Genomic DNA, 17,214 nt, shown 5'->3' on the forward strand with positions numbered 1-17,214 from the left:
ACGCACCGGTCCCGGTGGTGGCCGCGGTCCACGGTGCCGCGATCGGGGCCGGCACCCAGCTCGCGATCGCTGCGGACTTCCGTGTCGTCGGCCCCGCGGCACGTTTCGCCGTCCCCACCGCGCGGATCGGGCTCGCGGTCGACCCCTGGACCATCCGCAGGCTCGCGCTACTGGCCGGAACGGCACCGCGCGCCGCCTGCTGCTCGCCTGCGACCAGGTGGACGCCGAGCCCGCCCTCATATGCGGGCTCGCCGACCGTCCGGGCAGCCTCGACGAGGCGCTCGAGTGGGCCCACGGGATGGCCGAGTTGGCACCCCTGACCGTCGGTTACTCCAAGCGCGTGCTCAACGAGGTGTTCGAGCCCGAGCTGGACGACTCCGTGGCCAAGGAGCTCGTCGCGGCGTTCGAGGCCTGCTGGGCCAGTGACGACTTCGCCGAGGGGCGTCTCTCCCGTGTGGAGAAGCGCTCCCCGGTGTTCCGAGGGAGGTGAGCGCATGAAATGCGCCCCGTTCGACTACGTCCGCGCCAGCAGCGTCGAGGAGACCGTGAAGATCCTCGGCGAGTCCGACGGAGACGGCAAGATCCTGGCCGGCGGGCAGAGCCTCGTCCCGGTGCTCGCGCTCCGGATGGCCAGACCGGCCGTGCTGGTCGACGTCAACCGTGTCCCCGGCCTGTCGTCGATCCGCCGGGTCGACGACACCGTCGAAGTCGGAGCCACCGTGCGGCACAGCCGGCTGGTCGAGCAGACCGAGCACCCGCTGCTGGCCGAGGCCGCCCGCTGGATCGGACACACCGCGATCCGTTCGCGAGGCACGACCGGCGGCAGCATCGCCCACGCCGACCCGTCCGCGGAGCTCCCGGTCGTCGCCGTCGCCACCGGCGCGAGCGTGACGGTCGCCGGCCCCGGTGGGGTCCGGGAGATCGACACCGACGAGCTGTTCGTCGGTGCGCTGATGACCTCGCTCGCCGACGACGAGATGATCATCGCGGTGCGGTTCCCGCGTCCGTCCCGGTGGGGCTTCGCCGAGTTCGCCCGCCGACACGGCGACTTCGCACTCGTGACCGTCATCGTGGCCGAGGTAGGCGGTCGGTGCCGCATCACACTCGGTGGTGTCGGGTCCGTTCCCCAACGCGCCACCGCAGCCGAGCGGGCACTCGAGCTGGGCCGCCCCGCAGCCGAGATCGCACAGGTCGTCGCCGACGAGATCGAGCCGACCGCGGACCTGCACGGCTCGGTCGAGTTCAGGCGCGCCGTCGCCGCCGAGATGACCCGCCGCGCGCTCATCCAGTTCGCGTCCGAGCAGGAGCAGAACCGATGAAGACCAGCTTCAGTGTCAACGGCGAGCGGGTCGACCTCGATGTCGAACCGCGCCGCACCCTCGCCGACGCGCTCCGCGACGACTGCGGGCTGACCGGGACCCATCTCGGATGCGAACACGGGGTGTGTGGTGCGTGCACGATCCTCGTCGACGGCGAGCCAGCCCGGGCCTGCCTGATGTTCGCCGTCCAGGCCGACGGGACCTCGGTCAGCACCGTCGAAGGACTCCAGGGCACGGATGAGCAGCTCCACCCCGTACAAGAGGCGTTCGTGACCTACCACGGTCTGCAATGCGGCTTCTGCACACCGGGCATGCTGATGACCGCATGTCATCTGCTCGACACGAAGCCCGATGCCGATCGCGAGACCATCCGTGCCGAGATGTCGGGCAACATTTGCCGATGCACCGGTTACCAGGGCATCGTGGACGCCATCGAATCCGCTCGGGAGCGGCTGGTCGGTCCGCAGTGTGCTCCGGAACCGGAGTGCGGCGGACGTCCCTGACGCACGGGATTGCTCGGTCGGCTGTCCTGGAACTTCACGCGCGTCCGGCCCCGGGGAGATCATGGCGGTCGAGAAGCCGGCGCGGAGGGCATCCCGGTGGCGTCGAGATCGCCACCGCCGAGCACGTCGACTGGTTCACCCACCGACCCCTACTCAGCGCAGCGGGGGATACCCCGTCCGCTGCGCTCGAGGCGGACCACCACGTTCAACGAGCACCCCAACCGCAGCCTCAGCGTTCAACCGACGGCCGGACACGCCGGGGTGGTTCAGGCCGCTCTGTCGGGTGTCACGGGACTGCGATGTCCCGCACGGATGTGGGGGATCAGACCCCCGGCAAGCAGCACGGCACGCTCTCCGGAGGTCAGATCGAGGCCGAGGGAAACTGGACGTGGACCGATCCTGGCGGGGACGGAATCGGCGGCATTGCGCAGCCCGTCGACCAGATTGGGCACCACAATCTGCTCACCGCGTACGGCGTGTGCCGTGTCCGGGAGCAGCAGAGGGACGATGCCGACGGCGGGTCGATGCGGCGGAACATGAACCGCGCGCACTCGGCGATGTTGGACCAGATCGACATGGCGATGGCCCCGTCGGGAGCCATGTCGCCGGTGGAGATGTCGTCGCCCACGGTGATGAGCACCTCGGCGACGAGATCGGCGGGCAAAGGTTCGGCCAGCGGGGGCGAGACCAGGTTGTCTCCCCGCTCGCCCTCGATGTCGTGGCGCTGCTCGAGTGGCCGAGCCGGGGTGATGTGCCGATCGTGCAGGTCGGTGTTCGGCTCGACCGGAGGTCGCCGGGCGGGGCCAGTCCGGCAGGGTACGCGGGTCGGTGATCGATCCGGTCAGCGCGCTGGCCGCGGCGGTCGAGGGTGAGCACAGGTAGACCTGGTCCTCGACGGTGCCGCTACGGCCGGGGAAGTTGCGGTTGAAGGTCCGCAGGGACGGCTTGTTCTTGACCGGGGCTTGTCAGGCCTGACAGCGATCGCGGTCGAAGCGTACGGCGATGCAGGAGTGGGTCGTGGAGGTGCGGCCTGCGCGTCTACCGGATTTCGGGCATCTGCTCGGTCCTGCGAGGGCGGCTCGTGACGGCCCTCGCAGGACCGTCGCTGCCACGATCGTGGTGGCGGCGTCCAGAAGGCAGCCGTGCGCGCCGGTCGGCGCCAGCTCCTGTGCGGGCCGGGCTCAGCCCAACGTGAACGGGTCGCGGGTGCCACCGGTCAGCTCGACCCACACGGACTTCGTCTCGAGGTAGGCGTCGAGGGACGCGGTGCCGTTCTCGCGGCCGAGTCCGGACTGCTTGTAGCCGCCGAACGGGACGCTGGGCGCGACGACGCGGTAGGCGTTGATCCACACCGAGCCGGCGCGGATCTTCCCGGCGATGCGGTGGGCCCGGTGGACGTCCTTGGTCCACACGGCTCCGGCGAGGCCGTAGGGAGTGTCGTTGGCCAGCGTGACTGCCTCGTCCTCGTCGGTGAAGGTGACGGCGGACAGCACCGGCCCGAAGACCTCCTCCCGGAAGACGGTGTCGGTGGGTTTGACCGACAGGACCGTGGGCTGGATGAAGTACCCGCCAAGGGAGTCCTCGGTGGCTCCGCCGTAGGCGATGGTGGCGCCTTCCTCGCGTGCGGTGTCGAGGTAGCCGCGGACCTTGTCGTACTGGGGGCCGTTCGCGACCGGGCCCATCTCGGTGTCGGCGTCGAACGGGTCGCCCAGCTTGATCTGGGACGCGCGTTCGGCGACGAGACGAACGAGCTCGTCATGGACGTCGCGGTGCACGATGAGCCGCGAACCGGCCATGCAGGTCTGGCCGGAGGCGGCGAACACTCCTGCGACGAGCCCGTTCGCCGCGGCCTGGAGGTCGGCGTCGGGGAAGACGACCTGCGGGGACTTCCCGCCGAGCTCGAGCGTCGCGGGGATGAGCCGGTCGGCGGCCGCCTTCGCGACGGCCCGGCCGGTGGCGGTCGATCCGGTGAAGGCGACCTTGTCGACGCCGGGGTGGGTGGACAGGTGCTCGCCGACCTCGCGGGAGAGTCCGGTGACGACGTTGACGACACCGGCCGGAATGCCGGCCTGCTCGATGAGCTGGGCGAAGCCGAGGGTCGAGGCGGGTGCGTGTTCGGAGGGCTTGACGACGATCGTGCATCCGGCGGCGAGGGCGGGGGCGAGCTTCCAGGTCATCAGCAGCAGGGGCGAGTTCCACGGGGTGATCGCCGCGACCACGCCGACCGGCTCACGCCGGGTGTAGACGAGGTAGTTCGGGTTGGGGGCCGGGATCTGGCGGCCCTCGATGGTCTGGGCGAGTCCGGCGTAGTAGTGGTACCAGGATCCGAGGCCGTTGAGTTGTCCGAGCATCTCCCGGTAGAGCTTGCCGGAGTCGTTGACCTCCTGGCGGGCGAGGGTCTCGGCGTTGGCGGTGACCAGGTCGCCGAGCCGGCGCAGGCATGCGGCGCGCTGGAAGCCGGTCATCGAGCCCCACTCGCCGTCGAGTGCGGCCCGGGCGGCCGCGACCGCTGCATCGATGTCCTCGGGACCGCCGTCGGAAATCGTGGCCCACGGCGTCCCGGTGTAGGGATTCTGGGATTCGAAGGTCTTCCCGGAGATCGCGTCGACCGGCTTGCCGCCGATCAGCAGCCGGAACTGCTCCTGCTCGGGCATGGTGGGTGCTCCTGTCTGTGGCACGGTGTGCTGGATTCTGGACCGACTACGGCGTCGCGGGACGGGAGCCGAGCGTGCCGGCTCGTGGGAGGAGGCTGGGCGGTCTGGCGCCGAGCGCCTCGCTGAGGAAGCCGGCCGTGTCGATCAGTGTGTCGAGGTCGAGGCCGGACCCGTACCGCATGCGGTCGAGCATGTAGACGAGATCCTCCGTGGCGATGTTGCCGGTGGCGGCCGGCGCGAACGGGCAGCCACCGATGCCCCCGATCGAGGAGTCGAGCCAGTCGATGCCGGCACCGACGGCGGCGAACGCGTTGGCGTAGCCGGTGTTGCGTGTGTTGTGGAAATGTGCGCGCAGCACGGGCTCGGGTGCGACGTCGCGGATTCCGTGTACGAGCGTGCGGACCTGGGTCGGCACCCCGACGCCGACGGTGTCCGCGATGGCGATCTCGTCGGCCCCTGCCCGCGCCGCCCGGTGCGCGATCTCGATGACCCGTTCGGTCGCGACCTCGCCGTCGAAGGGGCATCCGAACGCGACCGCCACGGTCACGGTCGAGTAGATGCCGTGTGCGCGGGCCTGCGTGACCAGGTCCTCGGCGAGCTCGGTCAGGGCGTCGGTGGTCGAGTTCTGGTTGGCCTTGGCGAACCCGTCGGTTGCCGGGACCACGATGTTGATCTCGTCCACCCCGGCCTCACGAGCCCGTTCGAATCCGCGGCCGTTGAGGACGAGGCCGATGTAGCGGACCCCGGCGTTCCGGTTCACCCCGGCCATGACGGCTTCGGCGTCGGCCATCGCCGGGACCAGGCGGGGGTGGACGAACGACACGGCCTCGATCCGACGCGCACCGGCATCGACGGTCCGGCGGATCAGCTCGAGCTTCTGTCCGGTGTCGAGCAGGACCTTCTCGTTCTGGAGCCCGTCGCGGGGGCTGACTTCGACGATTCCGACCACTCGAGCTCCTCAGATCGTGCCCGCGGCGCGCAGCTCGCGGATGTCGTCAGCGGAGAGGCCCAGCACGTCGCCGAACACCTCGTCATTGTGCGAGCCGGGCGCGGCCGGTCCCGCCCACCGGACGGCACCCGGCGTCGCGGAGAACCTCGGCACGACCCCCGGCCCCAGCACGTCCTCGCCGATGCGTTCGTCGTGGTGTGCGACCAGCATGCCACGTGCCTGGAAGTGTGGGTCGGCGACGATGTCGGCGGCGGTGTAGATCGGCCCGACGACGACGCCTGCGTCGTCGAGCAGCCGTTGAACGTCGTCGCAGGAGTGGGAGGCGATCCATTCGCCGACGATCGCGTCCAGCTCGTCCTGGTTCTCCCCGCGAGCGATGTGATCGTGAAAGCGGGGGTCGTCGGCCAGCTCCGGTCGGCCGATCACCGCGCACAGCCGGCGGAACACGGAGTCCTGGTTGGCGGCGACGACCATCCAGGTGTCGTCCTCGGTGCGGTAGATGTTCGAGGGGGCGATGCCGTCCAGTCGGGTGCCGCCCGGCTGCCGAACCCGGCCCAGCTTGTCGAACTCCGGGATCGTCGACTCGAGCAGGGAGAAGCAGGCTTCGGTGAGGGCGACGTCGACCACCTGTCCCTCGCCGGTGACCGAGCGTCTGTGCAGGGCAGCCAGCACGCCCTGAACGGCGACCATCCCGGCGAGTGAGTCACCCAGTGATACGGCCATACGCGGAGGTGCCTGTCCCGGATAGCCGTTGATGGCCCGTAGACCGCTCATCGCCTCGGCGACCGAGGCATAGCCCGGCTTGTCGGCGTAGGGGCCGGTCTGGCCGTACCCGCTGACGCGTCCCAGGATCAACCCGGGATTGTGCTGGCGGAGCCGGTCGTATCCGAGGTTCCAGCGCTCTAGTGTCCCGGGGCGGAAGTTCTCCACGATGATGTCCGCTGTCGCGACGAGCTCGAGGAAGAGTTCCTGGCCGGGTCCCGAGCGGAGGTCGATGGTGATGCAGCGCTTGTTCCGTGCGTGCACGGTCCACCACAGGCGATGCCCCTTGTAGGATTCCTGGCCCCAGTCACGGAGGGGGTCGGCACGCTCCGGCGCCTCGATCTTGATCACGTCGGCGCCGTAGTCGGCGAGCAGCCGGCCCGCGAACGGGCCGGCGACGATGGTGCCGAGTTCGAGGACCCGCAGGCCGGCCAGTGGCCCGGTGGTGTCGTCACGCGGTTCGGGCGTGGCCGGGTTCGTCACCGATGGATTCGTTGTCGTGGACACGACGTCCTCTTTTCGGTCTAGATCAGGGGCCGCAGGCTCGTGATGGCCGGCGCGGTTCGTATGGCGTGGGTGAAGTGCGCGAAGGCGCGACCGTGCGCAGCGGCGAGGCCGGCGGCGTCGTCGGTGAGCTGCGTGGTGCCGGAGTAGTCGGCGGTCTCGAAGTACAGCCCGGGGGAGAGGACCTGGGCGGCGAAGAACCCGGCCAGGACCGATCGGAGGTCGTCGACGGCCAGGAAATGGTGTGCGCTCGCCCCGGTGTGGACGAGGGCGGTGGCCTTTCCCCGCAGTGGTGAGCGTGACTCGCCGCGAGCGCCGCGTTGGGTGTCTTCGAGAAGGTTCTTGATGAGGCCGGTCGATCGCGCTCGATAGGTCGGAGAGGCGAAGAGGATTCCGTCGGCGGCTTCCATCTCGTTCTGGACGAACTCGGGGTCGGGCGCAGCGGCGAGTTCGAGGGTGCGAACCCGTGCACCTTCCGCCTCGGCGCCCCGGAGGACCGCCTGGGCCGCGGTCACGGTGCGACCCCCTGCCGTGGGCGAACCGACGATCGCCAGGAGTGCGGGACCGACAACGAGCGTCATGGCTGATCCTCCGGTGAAATGATCAGGAGCCGAGTGCGGCCGTTCCGGCATACGAGCCGCGGTGGTACAGCAGCGGGCGGCTGTCGGGTGTTGCGGCGAGGTCCTGGACCACGCCGACGACGATGTGGTGGTCGCCTCCGGGGTGGACACCGTCGACCGTGCAGTCGATCCAGGCGCAGGCGCCCTCGAGGATCGGCTGCCCCATGGGGGAGTACTCCCAGGTCACGTCGGCGAACTTGTCGGTCCCGGACCGGGCGAAGGTGGTGCTGATCCGGTCCTGGTGCTCGGCGAGGATGTTGACGCAGAACCGTCCTGTCTCACCGATCCTCGGCCAGCTCGTCGACGACGTGCTCGGCAGGACCAGCACGAGGGGTGGGTCCAGCGACAGCGACGAGAAGGACTGACAGGTGAATCCGGCGGGTCCGTCCGGTGTCATGCCTGTGATGATCGTGATGCCGGACGCGAAATGCCCGAGCACCTCGCGGAAGGCGTCGGCCTGTCGGATGGCCATGCTCGTCTCCTTCACGGACGGATGTCGTCGACGTGGCCCGCGCCGAGGTGGGCCGGTTCGCCGTACGGGCTGTGCGCGCCGGTCCTACTGTGCGACATCGAGGGCGTGTCCCATCCGGTCCTGTTTGGTCCGCAGGTAGCGCACGTTGTGCCGGTTCTCCACGGTCGGAAGTCCGACCCGGTCGACGACCGTGAGGCCGTGCCCGTCGAGCCCGCCGTACTTCGCCGGGTTGTTGGTGATCAGCCGCAGTCGCCGGACACCGAGGTCGCCGAGGATCTGGGCGCCGACGCCGTAGCTGCGTGAGTCGACCGGGAGCCCTTGGGCGGTGTTGGCATCGACCGTGTCCAGGCCGGTCTCCTGCAGGGCGTAGGCGCGGATCTTGTGCGCGAGGCCGATCCCGCGGCCTTCCTGGCCTCGCAGGTAGACCACGGCACCGCAGCCCTCGGCGGAGATCGCCTTCATCGCCTGTTCGAGCTGGGCGCCGCAGTCGCACCGGAGCGAGCCGAGGATGTCGCCGGTCAGGCATTCGCTGTGTACGCGGACCAGCGCTCCGCGGTCGGACCTGCCGGCCGTCGCGACGTCGCCCATGACCAGGGCGAGATGCTCGGTGTCGTCCAGCGGTGACCGGTAGGCGACGGCGCGGAACTCGCCGAATACGGTGGGCATGGTCGAGGTCGCGACGTGCTCGATGAGCTGTTCGGTCGCTCGGCGGTACCGTACGAGGTCGGCGATCGACAGGATCGGGAGGCCGTGCTCGGCGGCGAAGCGCTCCAGCTGCTCACCGCGGGCCATCGAGCCGTCCGGGGCGACGATCTCGCTGATGACCCCGACCGGTTGCCGGCCCGCGAGGACCATCAGGTCCGTTGCGGCCTCGGTGTGGCCGGCCCGCACCAGCACACCCCCGTCACGGGCGCGCAGCGGGAAGACGTGGCCAGGGCGGCGCAGTTCGTCGGGGCGCAGGTCGTCCCGGGCCAGCGCGGACAGGGTGAGCGCGCGGGCCACGGCGGACACGCCCGTGCCGCTGTCGAGGTGGTCCACGCTCACGGTGAAGGCCGTGCCGTGGTTGTCGCTGTTCTCCGAGCCGGCCACCATCTGGGGGAGCTGGAGTGCGTCCACTCGGTGCCCGGGCATCGGGGCACACACGATTCCGGTGGTGTGCCGGACCATGAACGCGATCTGTTGTGGGGTGACTGCGTCGGCGGCCATGACGAGGTCGCCTTCGTTCTCCCGGTCGGCGTCGTCGACGACGACGACCATCCTGCCAGCGGCGAGGGCCGCGACGGCCTGTTGTACCGCGACCGCTCCGTTGAGACCGCTCATCTCGGACACCTCCGACCCATCGTGGGGCCCGTTCGTGACCCACACCGCGATCGTGGCCCCGAGAATGTGGCCGGCACTATCCGCGATCCGAACGGCTCTATCCGTGATCCGCTCGCGGCCGGCCCGGACCGTGTTCCGGTCCGCCTACACTCGGAACATCACGTTCCCGGCGGGCGCCCGAACGGCGCCGAGCGGAGGTTGGGGTGACGGCCAACCGGTCGAAGGGCTTGAGCACTGGCGCGCGCGGAGCCGCCTACAACTGGATCCGGCAAGGGATCGCCGTCGGCATGCTGACCCCCGGTGAATGGATCCGGGAAGGGACACTGGCCGAGGCACTCGGGGTCAGCCGGACCCCGGTCCGCGAAGCGCTCTACGCCCTGGCGGCCGACGGCGTGGTCGAGATCGTGCACAATCGAGGTGCTCGGGTCGCGGAATGGACCCTCAAGGACGTCGACGAGGTGTACAGCCTGCGGGCCCTGCTCGAGGGCGAGGGCGCGCGCCTGGCCGCGTCGAACCCCACACCGGCCGTCCTCGAGCAGCTCCGGCAACACGATCGCGCGTTCGCCGAGGCGGGGGACCGGCTGTCCGCGTTGCGGAGATCAGGGAAGGCGGCCACGGCCGACGCCGAGGAGGCCTTGGACGCCGCGGTCGAAGCCAACGGCGCGTTCCACCGGCTCGTGATCGAGGCGTCCGGTAGCCCGAGGCTGGGGGCGCTGCTCGCCTCCATCTCCTCGACACCGCTCGTGACGCGGGCCTTCCACCACTACTCGGACGCCGACCTGCGCCGAAGCACGGCCGGTCACCACGACATCGTGCTCGCCCTCGAGCGAGCGGACCCCGTCCTCGCGGAGTCGGCGATGCGGACCCACATCCTCGGTGCGCGCCATGCCGCTGCTCACACGGCGACAGACTCGCCCGGTGGTGAGGAGCGGCCGCGGCAAGGGTGAGAAAGCGAGAGGATCGTATGCAGTTCGGCGTCCCGATAGGGGGCGTCCCGCTCAACACCGCTGCTCACCTCCAATGAGCCAGGCTTTGCGCGACCGATCGCATGCACCGTACTGTGGTGCAGCGCACCCCCGTAGCAAGGGAGCACCGAGGTGAGCACACTGCACGCTCCGGCGTTCGACGAACCGCTTGCACGACACTCGGTGATGAACACCGAGGACGTCGACGTCGCCCGACACGTCGTGACCGAGGTCTATGTTCCGCACGACCTCGACTCGTCGAACGGCCGCCCGCTCGATGCCCGGCTGAACTGCGTCGCGTCGCCGCGGATGACGCTGGGTTATCTCGTCTACGGCGCCGACGCCATGTTGACGCTTCCCCCGCTGCAGCACTGTTACCACGTGAACCTGACGCTCAGCGGGCGGACGAAGGTGACTCGGCGCGGGGGGCGCGACATCGCGCTCACCAGGGGTGGGGAGAGTGGCGCCGTCCTGTTGCCGACCGAGGACTCCACGGTGACATGGACCCCGGAGGCCACTCAGTACGCGATGAAGTTCCCCCGCGGCCCGCTCGAGGAACACCTCGGCGGTATCCTCGGCCGGCCGGTCGGCGAGCCGTTGCAGTTCGCGGCCTCGATGGACCTGCGCTCCGGTCCGGGTGCGGCATTGCTCTCGGCCGTACGGTTCCTGCAGACCGAGATCGATCGGCCGGGCGGGATCTCCGAGGCACCGTTGGCGCGTGCACAGCTCGAGACCTACGTGATGACCGCTCTGCTGCACGGTGTCGCGCACCAGTACTCCCAGAATCTGCTCGCACCGGCGGACAAGCAGCATCCGACGGTCGTCCGTGACGTCATGGACTACGTCGAGGCCAATGCAGACCGCCCCCTGTCCGTGCCGCAACTGGCACGTCATGTCGGGGTGTCCGCACGCTCCCTGCAGGTCACCTTTTCCCGGCACCTGGGGATGAGCCCGAGCGAGTACGTCCGCGACGTACGCCTCGCACGAGTTCACGCCGACCTGCTCGCCGCAGACCCCGCCGACACCTCCGTGACCGAGAAGGCGACTGCCTGGGGGTTCGTGCACTTGAGCCGGTTCTCCGAGCAGTACCGGCGCAAGTACGGCGAGCTGCCCTCGCAGACCCTGCGGTCGGGCTGACGCCTCGGCAGCGGGTTCGGCAATCGGGCAGTCGCCTGCGCGAAGCGGATGTTGCCGGGCCGCTCGTCTTCCTAGCGTGGTGGCGATCACGGAACGCGGAGGCTCGACCCCTGCGACCCCTCTCACCACCGCTGCTGGAGGTAGAACCCCATGGTCCAGACCATCACCTACGGACGCGAGCAGACCCTGCCGCTCGAGCACCCGCGCACCGGGCCGTCCATCTTCAACGACCAGAAGATGAAGCTCGGCCTGTTCGGCTCGAACTGCTCCGGCGGGCTGTGCATGACCGACGCCGACACCTCCTACGAGATCACCTGGGAGCACACGAAGTCGATCGCGCAGAAGGCCGACCGCCTGGGCATGGAGGCGATGGTCCCCGTCGCGCGCTGGAAGGGCTTCGGCGGGAACGTCAATTTCAACGGCACCAATTTCGAGACCTTCACCTGGGCGGCGGGCCTGGCCGAGGCGACCGAACAGATCACCATCTTCACCACCACTCACATCCCGACCGTGCACCCCATCGTCGCGGCCAACATGGCCGTCACCAACGACCACATCGCGGCCGGCCGGTACGGGCTCAACCTGGTCATGGGGTGGTTCACCCCCGAGATGCAGATGTTCAACCCCAAGCAGCTCGAGCACGACGAGCGCTACCGCTACGGCAGTGAGTGGCTGGAGTTCGTCGAGCGGCTCTGGACCGCCGAGGGTGAGTTCGACTTCGACGGGAAGTTCTTCCAGTCGACGCTGTGCGAGTCCGAGCCTAAGCCGTTCCAGAACCCGCGCCCGGTGCTGATCAACGCCGGGAACTCACCCTCTGGGACCGATTTCTCGGCGAAGTACTGCGACATCAACTTCGCCTCCCTGGACATCGACAAGATGCCCGACTACACCCGGTCGATCAAGAAGAAGGCCAAGGACGACTACCGGCGCGAGATCTCGACGATGACCTACGGTCTCGTCGTCTGCCGAGACACCGAGGCCGAGGCAAAGCGGGTGCACCAGGACATCATCGACAAGGGCGACTGGCCGGGCGCACGTAACCTGATGTCGATCATCGGTATGGAGAGCCAGTCGTTCAACGAGCAGATCGAGAAGTTCCAGGAGCGGTTCATCGCCGGCTGGGCCGGGATGCCGCTCGTCGGCACCCCCGAGCAGGTCGTCGAGGGATTCCAGCAGCTCTCCGACGCCGGCATGGAGGGCATGATCATGGGATTCCTGGACTACAACGAGGAGATCGACTACTTCGGCGAGGCGGTCATGCCGCTCATGCGGGAGGCAGGTCTCCGGCACTGACCTGGGAGCTCCGACCGGGGGTGGGCAACACCCACCCCCGGATCCCTGGTGCCAGCCGTTGGTCCGCGTCCGCCAGGGATCGATCTCAGCCCAGGCCGTATCGACGCAGTCTCTGGTAGAGCGTGGCGCGAGAGATTCCCAGCTCTGCGGCTGCGGCCTTCTTGTTGTTCCCGTTGGCGACCAACACGTCGGCAATGACCTGGCGCTCCGCTCGCTCCAGCGGAGTCAATCTGTTCTCGAGATCTAGTTGGGGTGCGGCAGGGGTATTACCGGAAACGGAGGCCGGCCGCCGGTGGAGGACGAGGACGGCTCCGTCGGCCAGGGTGTGGTCGGTGACGGGGTAGACGGTTCCGATGTACTCGCTGGTCACGGAGACGGAGGCGCCGGAGGGGCCGGCAGCGAGCACGGCGTCCCAGAGCGCTGGTCGGTCGAGTTCGAGAGCTGCTGCAGCGTCGTTGACGATCAGTGTGTGGCGGTCGAGAGCGATGACCGGAGCGTGGGCGGCGTGGCGAAAGCGGGTGTGGGCGTCGACGAGTCTGTGCTCACGGGTTGTCGCGGTGTCCCGGAGTGCGCTGCGGATGCCGTCGCCGAGGGAGCGGAGTACGACGAGGAGCAGATGGTTGGCGTCCTCGGCCCGGCAGGCGACGTTGACGGCCCCGCAGATGCGCCGGGTGACCGGGTGTACGACCGGTGTTGCGGCGCAGGCCCACTGGTGCCACGGCTCCTTGTAGTGTTCGGCACCGATGACGGTGACCGCACGCCGCTCAGCGACCGCAATGCCGATGCCGTTGGTTCCGGCGGCGAGCTCGTCCAGGGATGACCCGATCTCGACCTCGGTTCGGTCGAGTTGACGAGCGATCGTGGGTTCAGACTCCCAGCGCCATGTCACGACCCCGGTGGGATCGGTCAGGGCCAGGGACGTGGACGTGCCGACAAGGAGATCCGCCATGTTCAGCAGGACTGGAGCTCCGACCCGGACGAACGCCGAGTCGGTGTCGATCTGTTCGCGCGAGATCGACAGTTCGTGCGGGTCCACGCCGCTGAAGCGCGAACGCCGCCAGGACTCGAGGATCTCGGGACGGACCTTGTCCACTCCCTCCTGCGGGGAACCGTCGGCCAGATGGAACATCTCCCACGGATGCGTGGACGGCATCGGGACCTCCTCTCCTGAGCCTCGGTCCAGTATCGGACCTGTAGTGGGCTGCGCAGGGCCGGCGTGTTCAAGTTCTGGACACCGACCTTGTTCGTGTCGGCGGTCACGCCGGAGCGTAGTGGTCGTTCACGGACGAACGGCCCCTGCGAAGGAGTGACAGTGACGGCGACGATGCCCCCCACCACGGCCGAGGACAACATGAGCGAGCTCGATCGGGCCGAGCTCGCGGTGGTCGACCAGTACGCGGCGGAGGACCGCTACATCTCCGGCGACGAGCTTCCCTGGTTCCCGTGGGTTGGACCGATCGAGATCAAGGTTGTCCGTGCCGACAACCGCACCGGGCAGTACGTGCTCGGGCTGCGTTCTTCGGAAGAGGCGGTGCTGGGCAAGCACCGCCACCGTGGGGTCGTGTCCGCGGTGACGGTGAGCGGGGCGTGGGAGTACTTCGAGTACGACTGGGTCGCGCGGCCTGGCGATTACGTCCGGGAGAACCCTGGCACGATCCACACCCTGCACATCTTCGAGAACACCGAGATCGTGTTCACCGTCGACGGGACCATCGAGTTCCTCAACGACGACAACACACTGAACAACACGATGGACGTGTGGAGCTTCGTGCACCTGTACCTGGAGCACTGCAAGACCCAGGGACTCGACGTCAACGAGCGGATCTTCTTCTGAGTTCAGCCACCGACGGGCCCCGTGACTGGTTCGCGGGGCCCGTCGGCGCTTCGTGGCGGTCGCTCCCGGGATCCGGTGATTTCACCGGCCGGTGCGGTCCGTCGTGCGACCCTCTGTTCCTGCGGTCACGGCGTGACGGCGGCACTCTCGTGAATCTCGTCCGTCCGTTGCGCAGTGGTCTCATATCGGCGCAGCTTCCGGTGCACCAGCAACGCGTAGAGCACGCTCACCGCGATGATCAGGGTCGGGACGACGAACTGATCCTTGAACGCGCCCACCGCCGTCAAACCGACGTTGACGACGACGGAGCCGACGAAGATGATCGCGGCCGGCGGATCGACGTATCCGTGCCCGAAGGTGTTGAACGTGCGCGACAGGAATTCGCCACCGACTGCGCCGACGATACCGAAAGCCAGCCCCCAGAGGATGCTGACACTGGTCGGATACACGGCGTGGCTTTGCACCACTGCAATCGCCCCGACCATTCCGACGTGATGGGTGACGGGGATCTTCAGCCCCGAGATGAAGAAGAAGAACGACACGACTCCGATCGCCCAGGCGGGGATGATCGCGAGGCTCTCCGTTGCCGGGTTCTGGAGCAGGATCCATGCGATCCAACCGCCGAGCCCGCCGACCACCAGGCCGATCGTGACGAGCATCGGTGCGGTCGCCTGCCAGGGGAGCCAGACGACCGGATTGCGGCAGTCGTAGCGGCCACCGGCTGCCGCGACCTGGGGCGGTACTGTGCCGATGATCTCCCGCATTCCACGCCTGCCGAAGAGCTTTGCCGCGATGCACAGCACGACCACGGTGAGTGCAATGGTGTCGATGGAATCGCCGAACACCCGTGACAGTCCGGTCTGCATCACGTATCCGACGGACCCGAACACGCCGCCGACGAGGAGCGGCGTCACGCGTTGGGTACTGATCAGGGGAGTGAGGATGTCCTTTCCGTCCTCGGCAAGGTAGCGTTTGCGGCCCGCGTACGCCGCCGCGACGATGGCAGGGGCGAACGAGACGTGCGGGCCCAGGTACAGCCCGAACGCGTACACCCCCAGGAAGTCGACATGGCCCGCTCCAGGGGCTACGAGGAGCGCGACGAATGCTGCCAGACCGGTCAGCGTAACCGCGCCTACCGCGCCCAGAGCAGCTCCGAAGGCACCGGCGCAGAACGCCACCACGATGCCGATTACCAGGGTCTCCATTGTTTCCGCCTTTGTTGGTCGGAGGGCTGCCGCCGGCGAGGCCGGTCAGAATCCCTGCACCTTGGAGATGGCCGGGTACACCTCGCCGCTCAACGCGTGGTAGGTGCCGTCGAAGATCTGGTACATGTCGTCGTACAGCCGCACGTTCTTGTCGATCGGCTCCCACCGGCCCGTCACGTGGACCATCGACTCGACGGCCTCGTTCAGGTCGGCGAACAGACCCACGCCGACGGCGCCGATCATCGCGGCGCCGAGTGCGGTGGCTTCGGGGACCCGGACCGTCTCGACCGGTCGGCCGTAGATGTCGGCCGCCATCTGGTTCCACATGGGTGAGCGAGCCGCTCCACCCGAGACGCGGTAGAGCTCGAAGGGCGGAAGATCGACCTTCCCGAGCGCCTCGAGCATGGCGCGCATCTCGTAGCAGACACCTTCCATCGCGGCGCGTACGATGTCGTTCTTGCTGTGGCCGAGCGTCAGGCCGACGAAGGCCCCTCGGGCGTCGGCGTTGTAGTGGGGGCAGGCGGCTCCGGCGAGCCAGGGAACGAAGACCAGGCCCTGGGCCCCGGCGGGGGAGCGCTCGGCCTGCTTGGTGAGCAGGTCGTAGCAGTCGATGCCGGTGAGAGTCTGGGTGCTCATCTCGAGCTGGCCAAAGGTGCTGCGCACCCATTTGAAGCTGCTGGCCGCGGCGCTGGCGTGCCCCTCGATCTCCCACTTGTGCAGCGCCGAGCCGATGACGTGGGCTCGGCGGTTGGGGTCTCGGACGGGCTTGCTCGACTGCGCGACGACGACGCCGGCGGTGCCGAGGACGATCGAGGCCATCCCCTCGGCGATGTTGCCCAGCCCGACTGCTGCGCTCTGGTGGTCGCCGCTTCCGACGATCAGCGGTGTTCCCTCGGCGAGGCCGGTTCGATCGCTGACGGCGCGGGTCACCTTACCGATGTTCGTGCCGGACGGCACGTTCCGAGAGTACTTCTCGGCGTCCACTCCGAACACTTTCGCGAGTTCGTGGTCGTATTCGAAAGTGTCCGCGTCGACAATCTGCCACCAGCCGGCGTCGTCGGTGTCATCCACGTAGCCCTCTGCCCCGAAAGCCTCCATCACGAGCGCGTGGATGCTGTGGATGGCCGCGGTGCGGTCGTACTGATCGGGATGATGCTTCTTGACCCAGTAGATCTTCGACGAGGGCCAGACCTGCCCGAGGGGAAAGCCCGTGCGATCGTAGAGATCGTCCGCGGTCATCCCGTGCGCGGCCAGTTGCTGATCCATCCACGGCAGCATCTCGGCATTCCGCAGGTCCTGCCACATGATGATGTCGCGGACGAACCCACCTTTGGCGTCTCGCATGACGAAACTCGACCGCATCATGGTGAAGCAGACCGAGGCGATTTCGTGGGCATCGATACCGCTGCGGCCGAGAGCGTCTCGAACCGAGTCGTAGCAGTTGTCGATGATCGCCTGGGGGGAGCACTCCACCCATCCGGCCTGGGGGTAGCTCAGGGGGTTCTCTCGGTATCCTGCCGCAATTTCGTTCCCTGAGAGGTCGAAGATGACGGCACGGCACCCGGTGGTTCCGGCGTCGATTCCTACAACGAACTTCTGAGCGTCCACTGTTATTCCTCCTTGAATACAGCAGATCAGTGGCGACGTAGATCGCGCGAAAGCCCCTGATCGGGGCGA

The 17,214-nt window shown here is 68.3% G+C and carries 18 protein-coding genes; 8 read left to right on the forward strand and 10 right to left on the reverse strand.

Annotated elements, in window-relative coordinates; genetic code table 11:
• Positions 1-17 precede the first annotated feature (17 nt).
• Genes H7X46_RS30515 through H7X46_RS04460 form a run of 4 tightly spaced genes read left to right on the forward strand, consistent with a single transcriptional unit; the run spans position 18 to position 1,822 of the window.
• A complete protein-coding gene (locus tag H7X46_RS30515; RefSeq protein ID WP_222131193.1) occupies positions 18-320 on the forward strand; it encodes an enoyl-CoA hydratase-related protein in 303 nt (100 codons plus the stop codon).
• On the forward strand, positions 218-490 hold the full coding sequence (locus H7X46_RS04450) for a hypothetical protein (RefSeq protein ID WP_186362998.1): 273 nt from the start codon (positions 218-220) through the stop codon (positions 488-490). Before H7X46_RS30515 ends, H7X46_RS04450 begins: the two co-directional genes overlap by 103 nt.
• 4 nt (positions 491-494) lie before the next feature.
• Positions 495-1,319 carry a xanthine dehydrogenase family protein subunit M gene (locus H7X46_RS04455; protein WP_186358188.1) on the forward strand — a complete coding sequence of 275 codons (825 nt, stop codon included), beginning with the start codon at positions 495-497 and terminating at the stop codon, positions 1,317-1,319.
• On the forward strand, positions 1,316-1,822 hold the full coding sequence (locus H7X46_RS04460; RefSeq protein WP_186358189.1) for a (2Fe-2S)-binding protein: 507 nt from the start codon (positions 1,316-1,318) through the stop codon (positions 1,820-1,822). Before H7X46_RS04455 ends, H7X46_RS04460 begins: the two co-directional genes overlap by 4 nt.
• A 361-nt stretch (positions 1,823-2,183) precedes the next feature.
• Here the strand turns inward: H7X46_RS04460 and H7X46_RS04465 are convergent, their stop codons facing one another.
• The 7 genes from H7X46_RS04465 to H7X46_RS04495 form a co-directional block, all read right to left on the reverse strand.
• Positions 2,184-2,462 carry a hypothetical protein gene (locus H7X46_RS04465; RefSeq protein WP_186358190.1) on the reverse strand — a complete coding sequence of 93 codons (279 nt, stop codon included), beginning with the start codon at positions 2,460-2,462 and terminating at the stop codon, positions 2,184-2,186.
• A 541-nt stretch (positions 2,463-3,003) separates the two neighbouring features.
• The gene (locus H7X46_RS04470; protein WP_186358191.1) at positions 3,004-4,476 is read right to left on the reverse strand and encodes an aldehyde dehydrogenase; all 1,473 of its coding nucleotides are present in this window, start codon (positions 4,474-4,476) and stop codon (positions 3,004-3,006) included.
• Positions 4,477-4,522: 46 nt separating this feature from the next.
• The gene (locus H7X46_RS04475; RefSeq protein ID WP_186358192.1) at positions 4,523-5,425 is read right to left on the reverse strand and encodes a hydroxymethylglutaryl-CoA lyase; all 903 of its coding nucleotides are present in this window, start codon (positions 5,423-5,425) and stop codon (positions 4,523-4,525) included.
• A gap of 9 nt (positions 5,426-5,434) precedes the next feature.
• A complete protein-coding gene (locus H7X46_RS04480; protein ID WP_370588605.1) occupies positions 5,435-6,694 on the reverse strand; it encodes a CaiB/BaiF CoA transferase family protein in 1,260 nt (419 codons plus the stop codon).
• Between the two features lie 17 nt (positions 6,695-6,711).
• Positions 6,712-7,272 (reverse strand): NAD(P)H-dependent oxidoreductase, encoded by a 561-nt coding sequence (locus tag H7X46_RS04485; RefSeq protein ID WP_186358193.1) that lies wholly within the window; start codon positions 7,270-7,272, stop codon positions 6,712-6,714.
• 22 nt (positions 7,273-7,294) lie between these two features.
• Positions 7,295-7,783 (reverse strand): flavin reductase family protein, encoded by a 489-nt coding sequence (locus H7X46_RS04490; RefSeq protein ID WP_186358194.1) that lies wholly within the window; start codon positions 7,781-7,783, stop codon positions 7,295-7,297.
• 84 nt (positions 7,784-7,867) lie between these two features.
• Positions 7,868-9,103: a bifunctional 3,4-dihydroxy-2-butanone-4-phosphate synthase/GTP cyclohydrolase II gene (locus H7X46_RS04495; RefSeq protein ID WP_186358195.1), complete on the reverse strand. Its 1,236-nt coding sequence runs from the start codon at positions 9,101-9,103 to the stop codon at positions 7,868-7,870.
• A gap of 203 nt (positions 9,104-9,306) precedes the next feature.
• On the opposite strand from H7X46_RS04495, the gene H7X46_RS04500 reads away from it, so the two are divergent.
• From H7X46_RS04500 to H7X46_RS04510, 3 genes are all read left to right on the forward strand, one after another.
• Positions 9,307-10,050 (forward strand): GntR family transcriptional regulator, encoded by a 744-nt coding sequence (locus H7X46_RS04500; protein WP_186358196.1) that lies wholly within the window; start codon positions 9,307-9,309, stop codon positions 10,048-10,050.
• 150 nt (positions 10,051-10,200) lie between these two features.
• Positions 10,201-11,205, forward strand: coding sequence for an AraC family transcriptional regulator (locus tag H7X46_RS04505; protein WP_186358197.1), 1,005 nt, complete (start codon positions 10,201-10,203; stop codon positions 11,203-11,205).
• Positions 11,206-11,355: 150 nt separating this feature from the next.
• Entirely contained in the window at positions 11,356-12,498 is a 1,143-nt protein-coding gene (locus H7X46_RS04510) for an LLM class flavin-dependent oxidoreductase (protein ID WP_186358198.1), read from the forward strand.
• Between the two features lie 85 nt (positions 12,499-12,583).
• Here the strand turns inward: H7X46_RS04510 and H7X46_RS04515 are convergent, their stop codons facing one another.
• Entirely contained in the window at positions 12,584-13,651 is a 1,068-nt protein-coding gene (locus H7X46_RS04515) for a helix-turn-helix domain-containing protein (protein ID WP_186358199.1), read from the reverse strand.
• A gap of 159 nt (positions 13,652-13,810) precedes the next feature.
• On the opposite strand from H7X46_RS04515, the gene H7X46_RS04520 reads away from it, so the two are divergent.
• Entirely contained in the window at positions 13,811-14,332 is a 522-nt protein-coding gene (locus tag H7X46_RS04520; RefSeq protein WP_186358200.1) for a 2,4'-dihydroxyacetophenone dioxygenase family protein, read from the forward strand.
• Between the two features lie 125 nt (positions 14,333-14,457).
• Here H7X46_RS04520 and H7X46_RS04525 read toward each other — a convergent pair whose 3' ends face one another.
• Positions 14,458-15,537 carry a hypothetical protein gene (locus H7X46_RS04525; RefSeq protein ID WP_186358201.1) on the reverse strand — a complete coding sequence of 360 codons (1,080 nt, stop codon included), beginning with the start codon at positions 15,535-15,537 and terminating at the stop codon, positions 14,458-14,460.
• 45 nt (positions 15,538-15,582) lie between these two features.
• The gene (locus tag H7X46_RS04530; protein WP_186358202.1) at positions 15,583-17,145 is read right to left on the reverse strand and encodes an FGGY family carbohydrate kinase; all 1,563 of its coding nucleotides are present in this window, start codon (positions 17,143-17,145) and stop codon (positions 15,583-15,585) included.
• Between the last annotated feature and the right edge of the window lie 69 nt (positions 17,146-17,214).

It is taken from the genome of Pseudonocardia sp. C8, assembly GCF_014267175.1.
Classification (GTDB): Bacteria; Actinomycetota; Actinomycetes; order Mycobacteriales; family Pseudonocardiaceae; genus Pseudonocardia.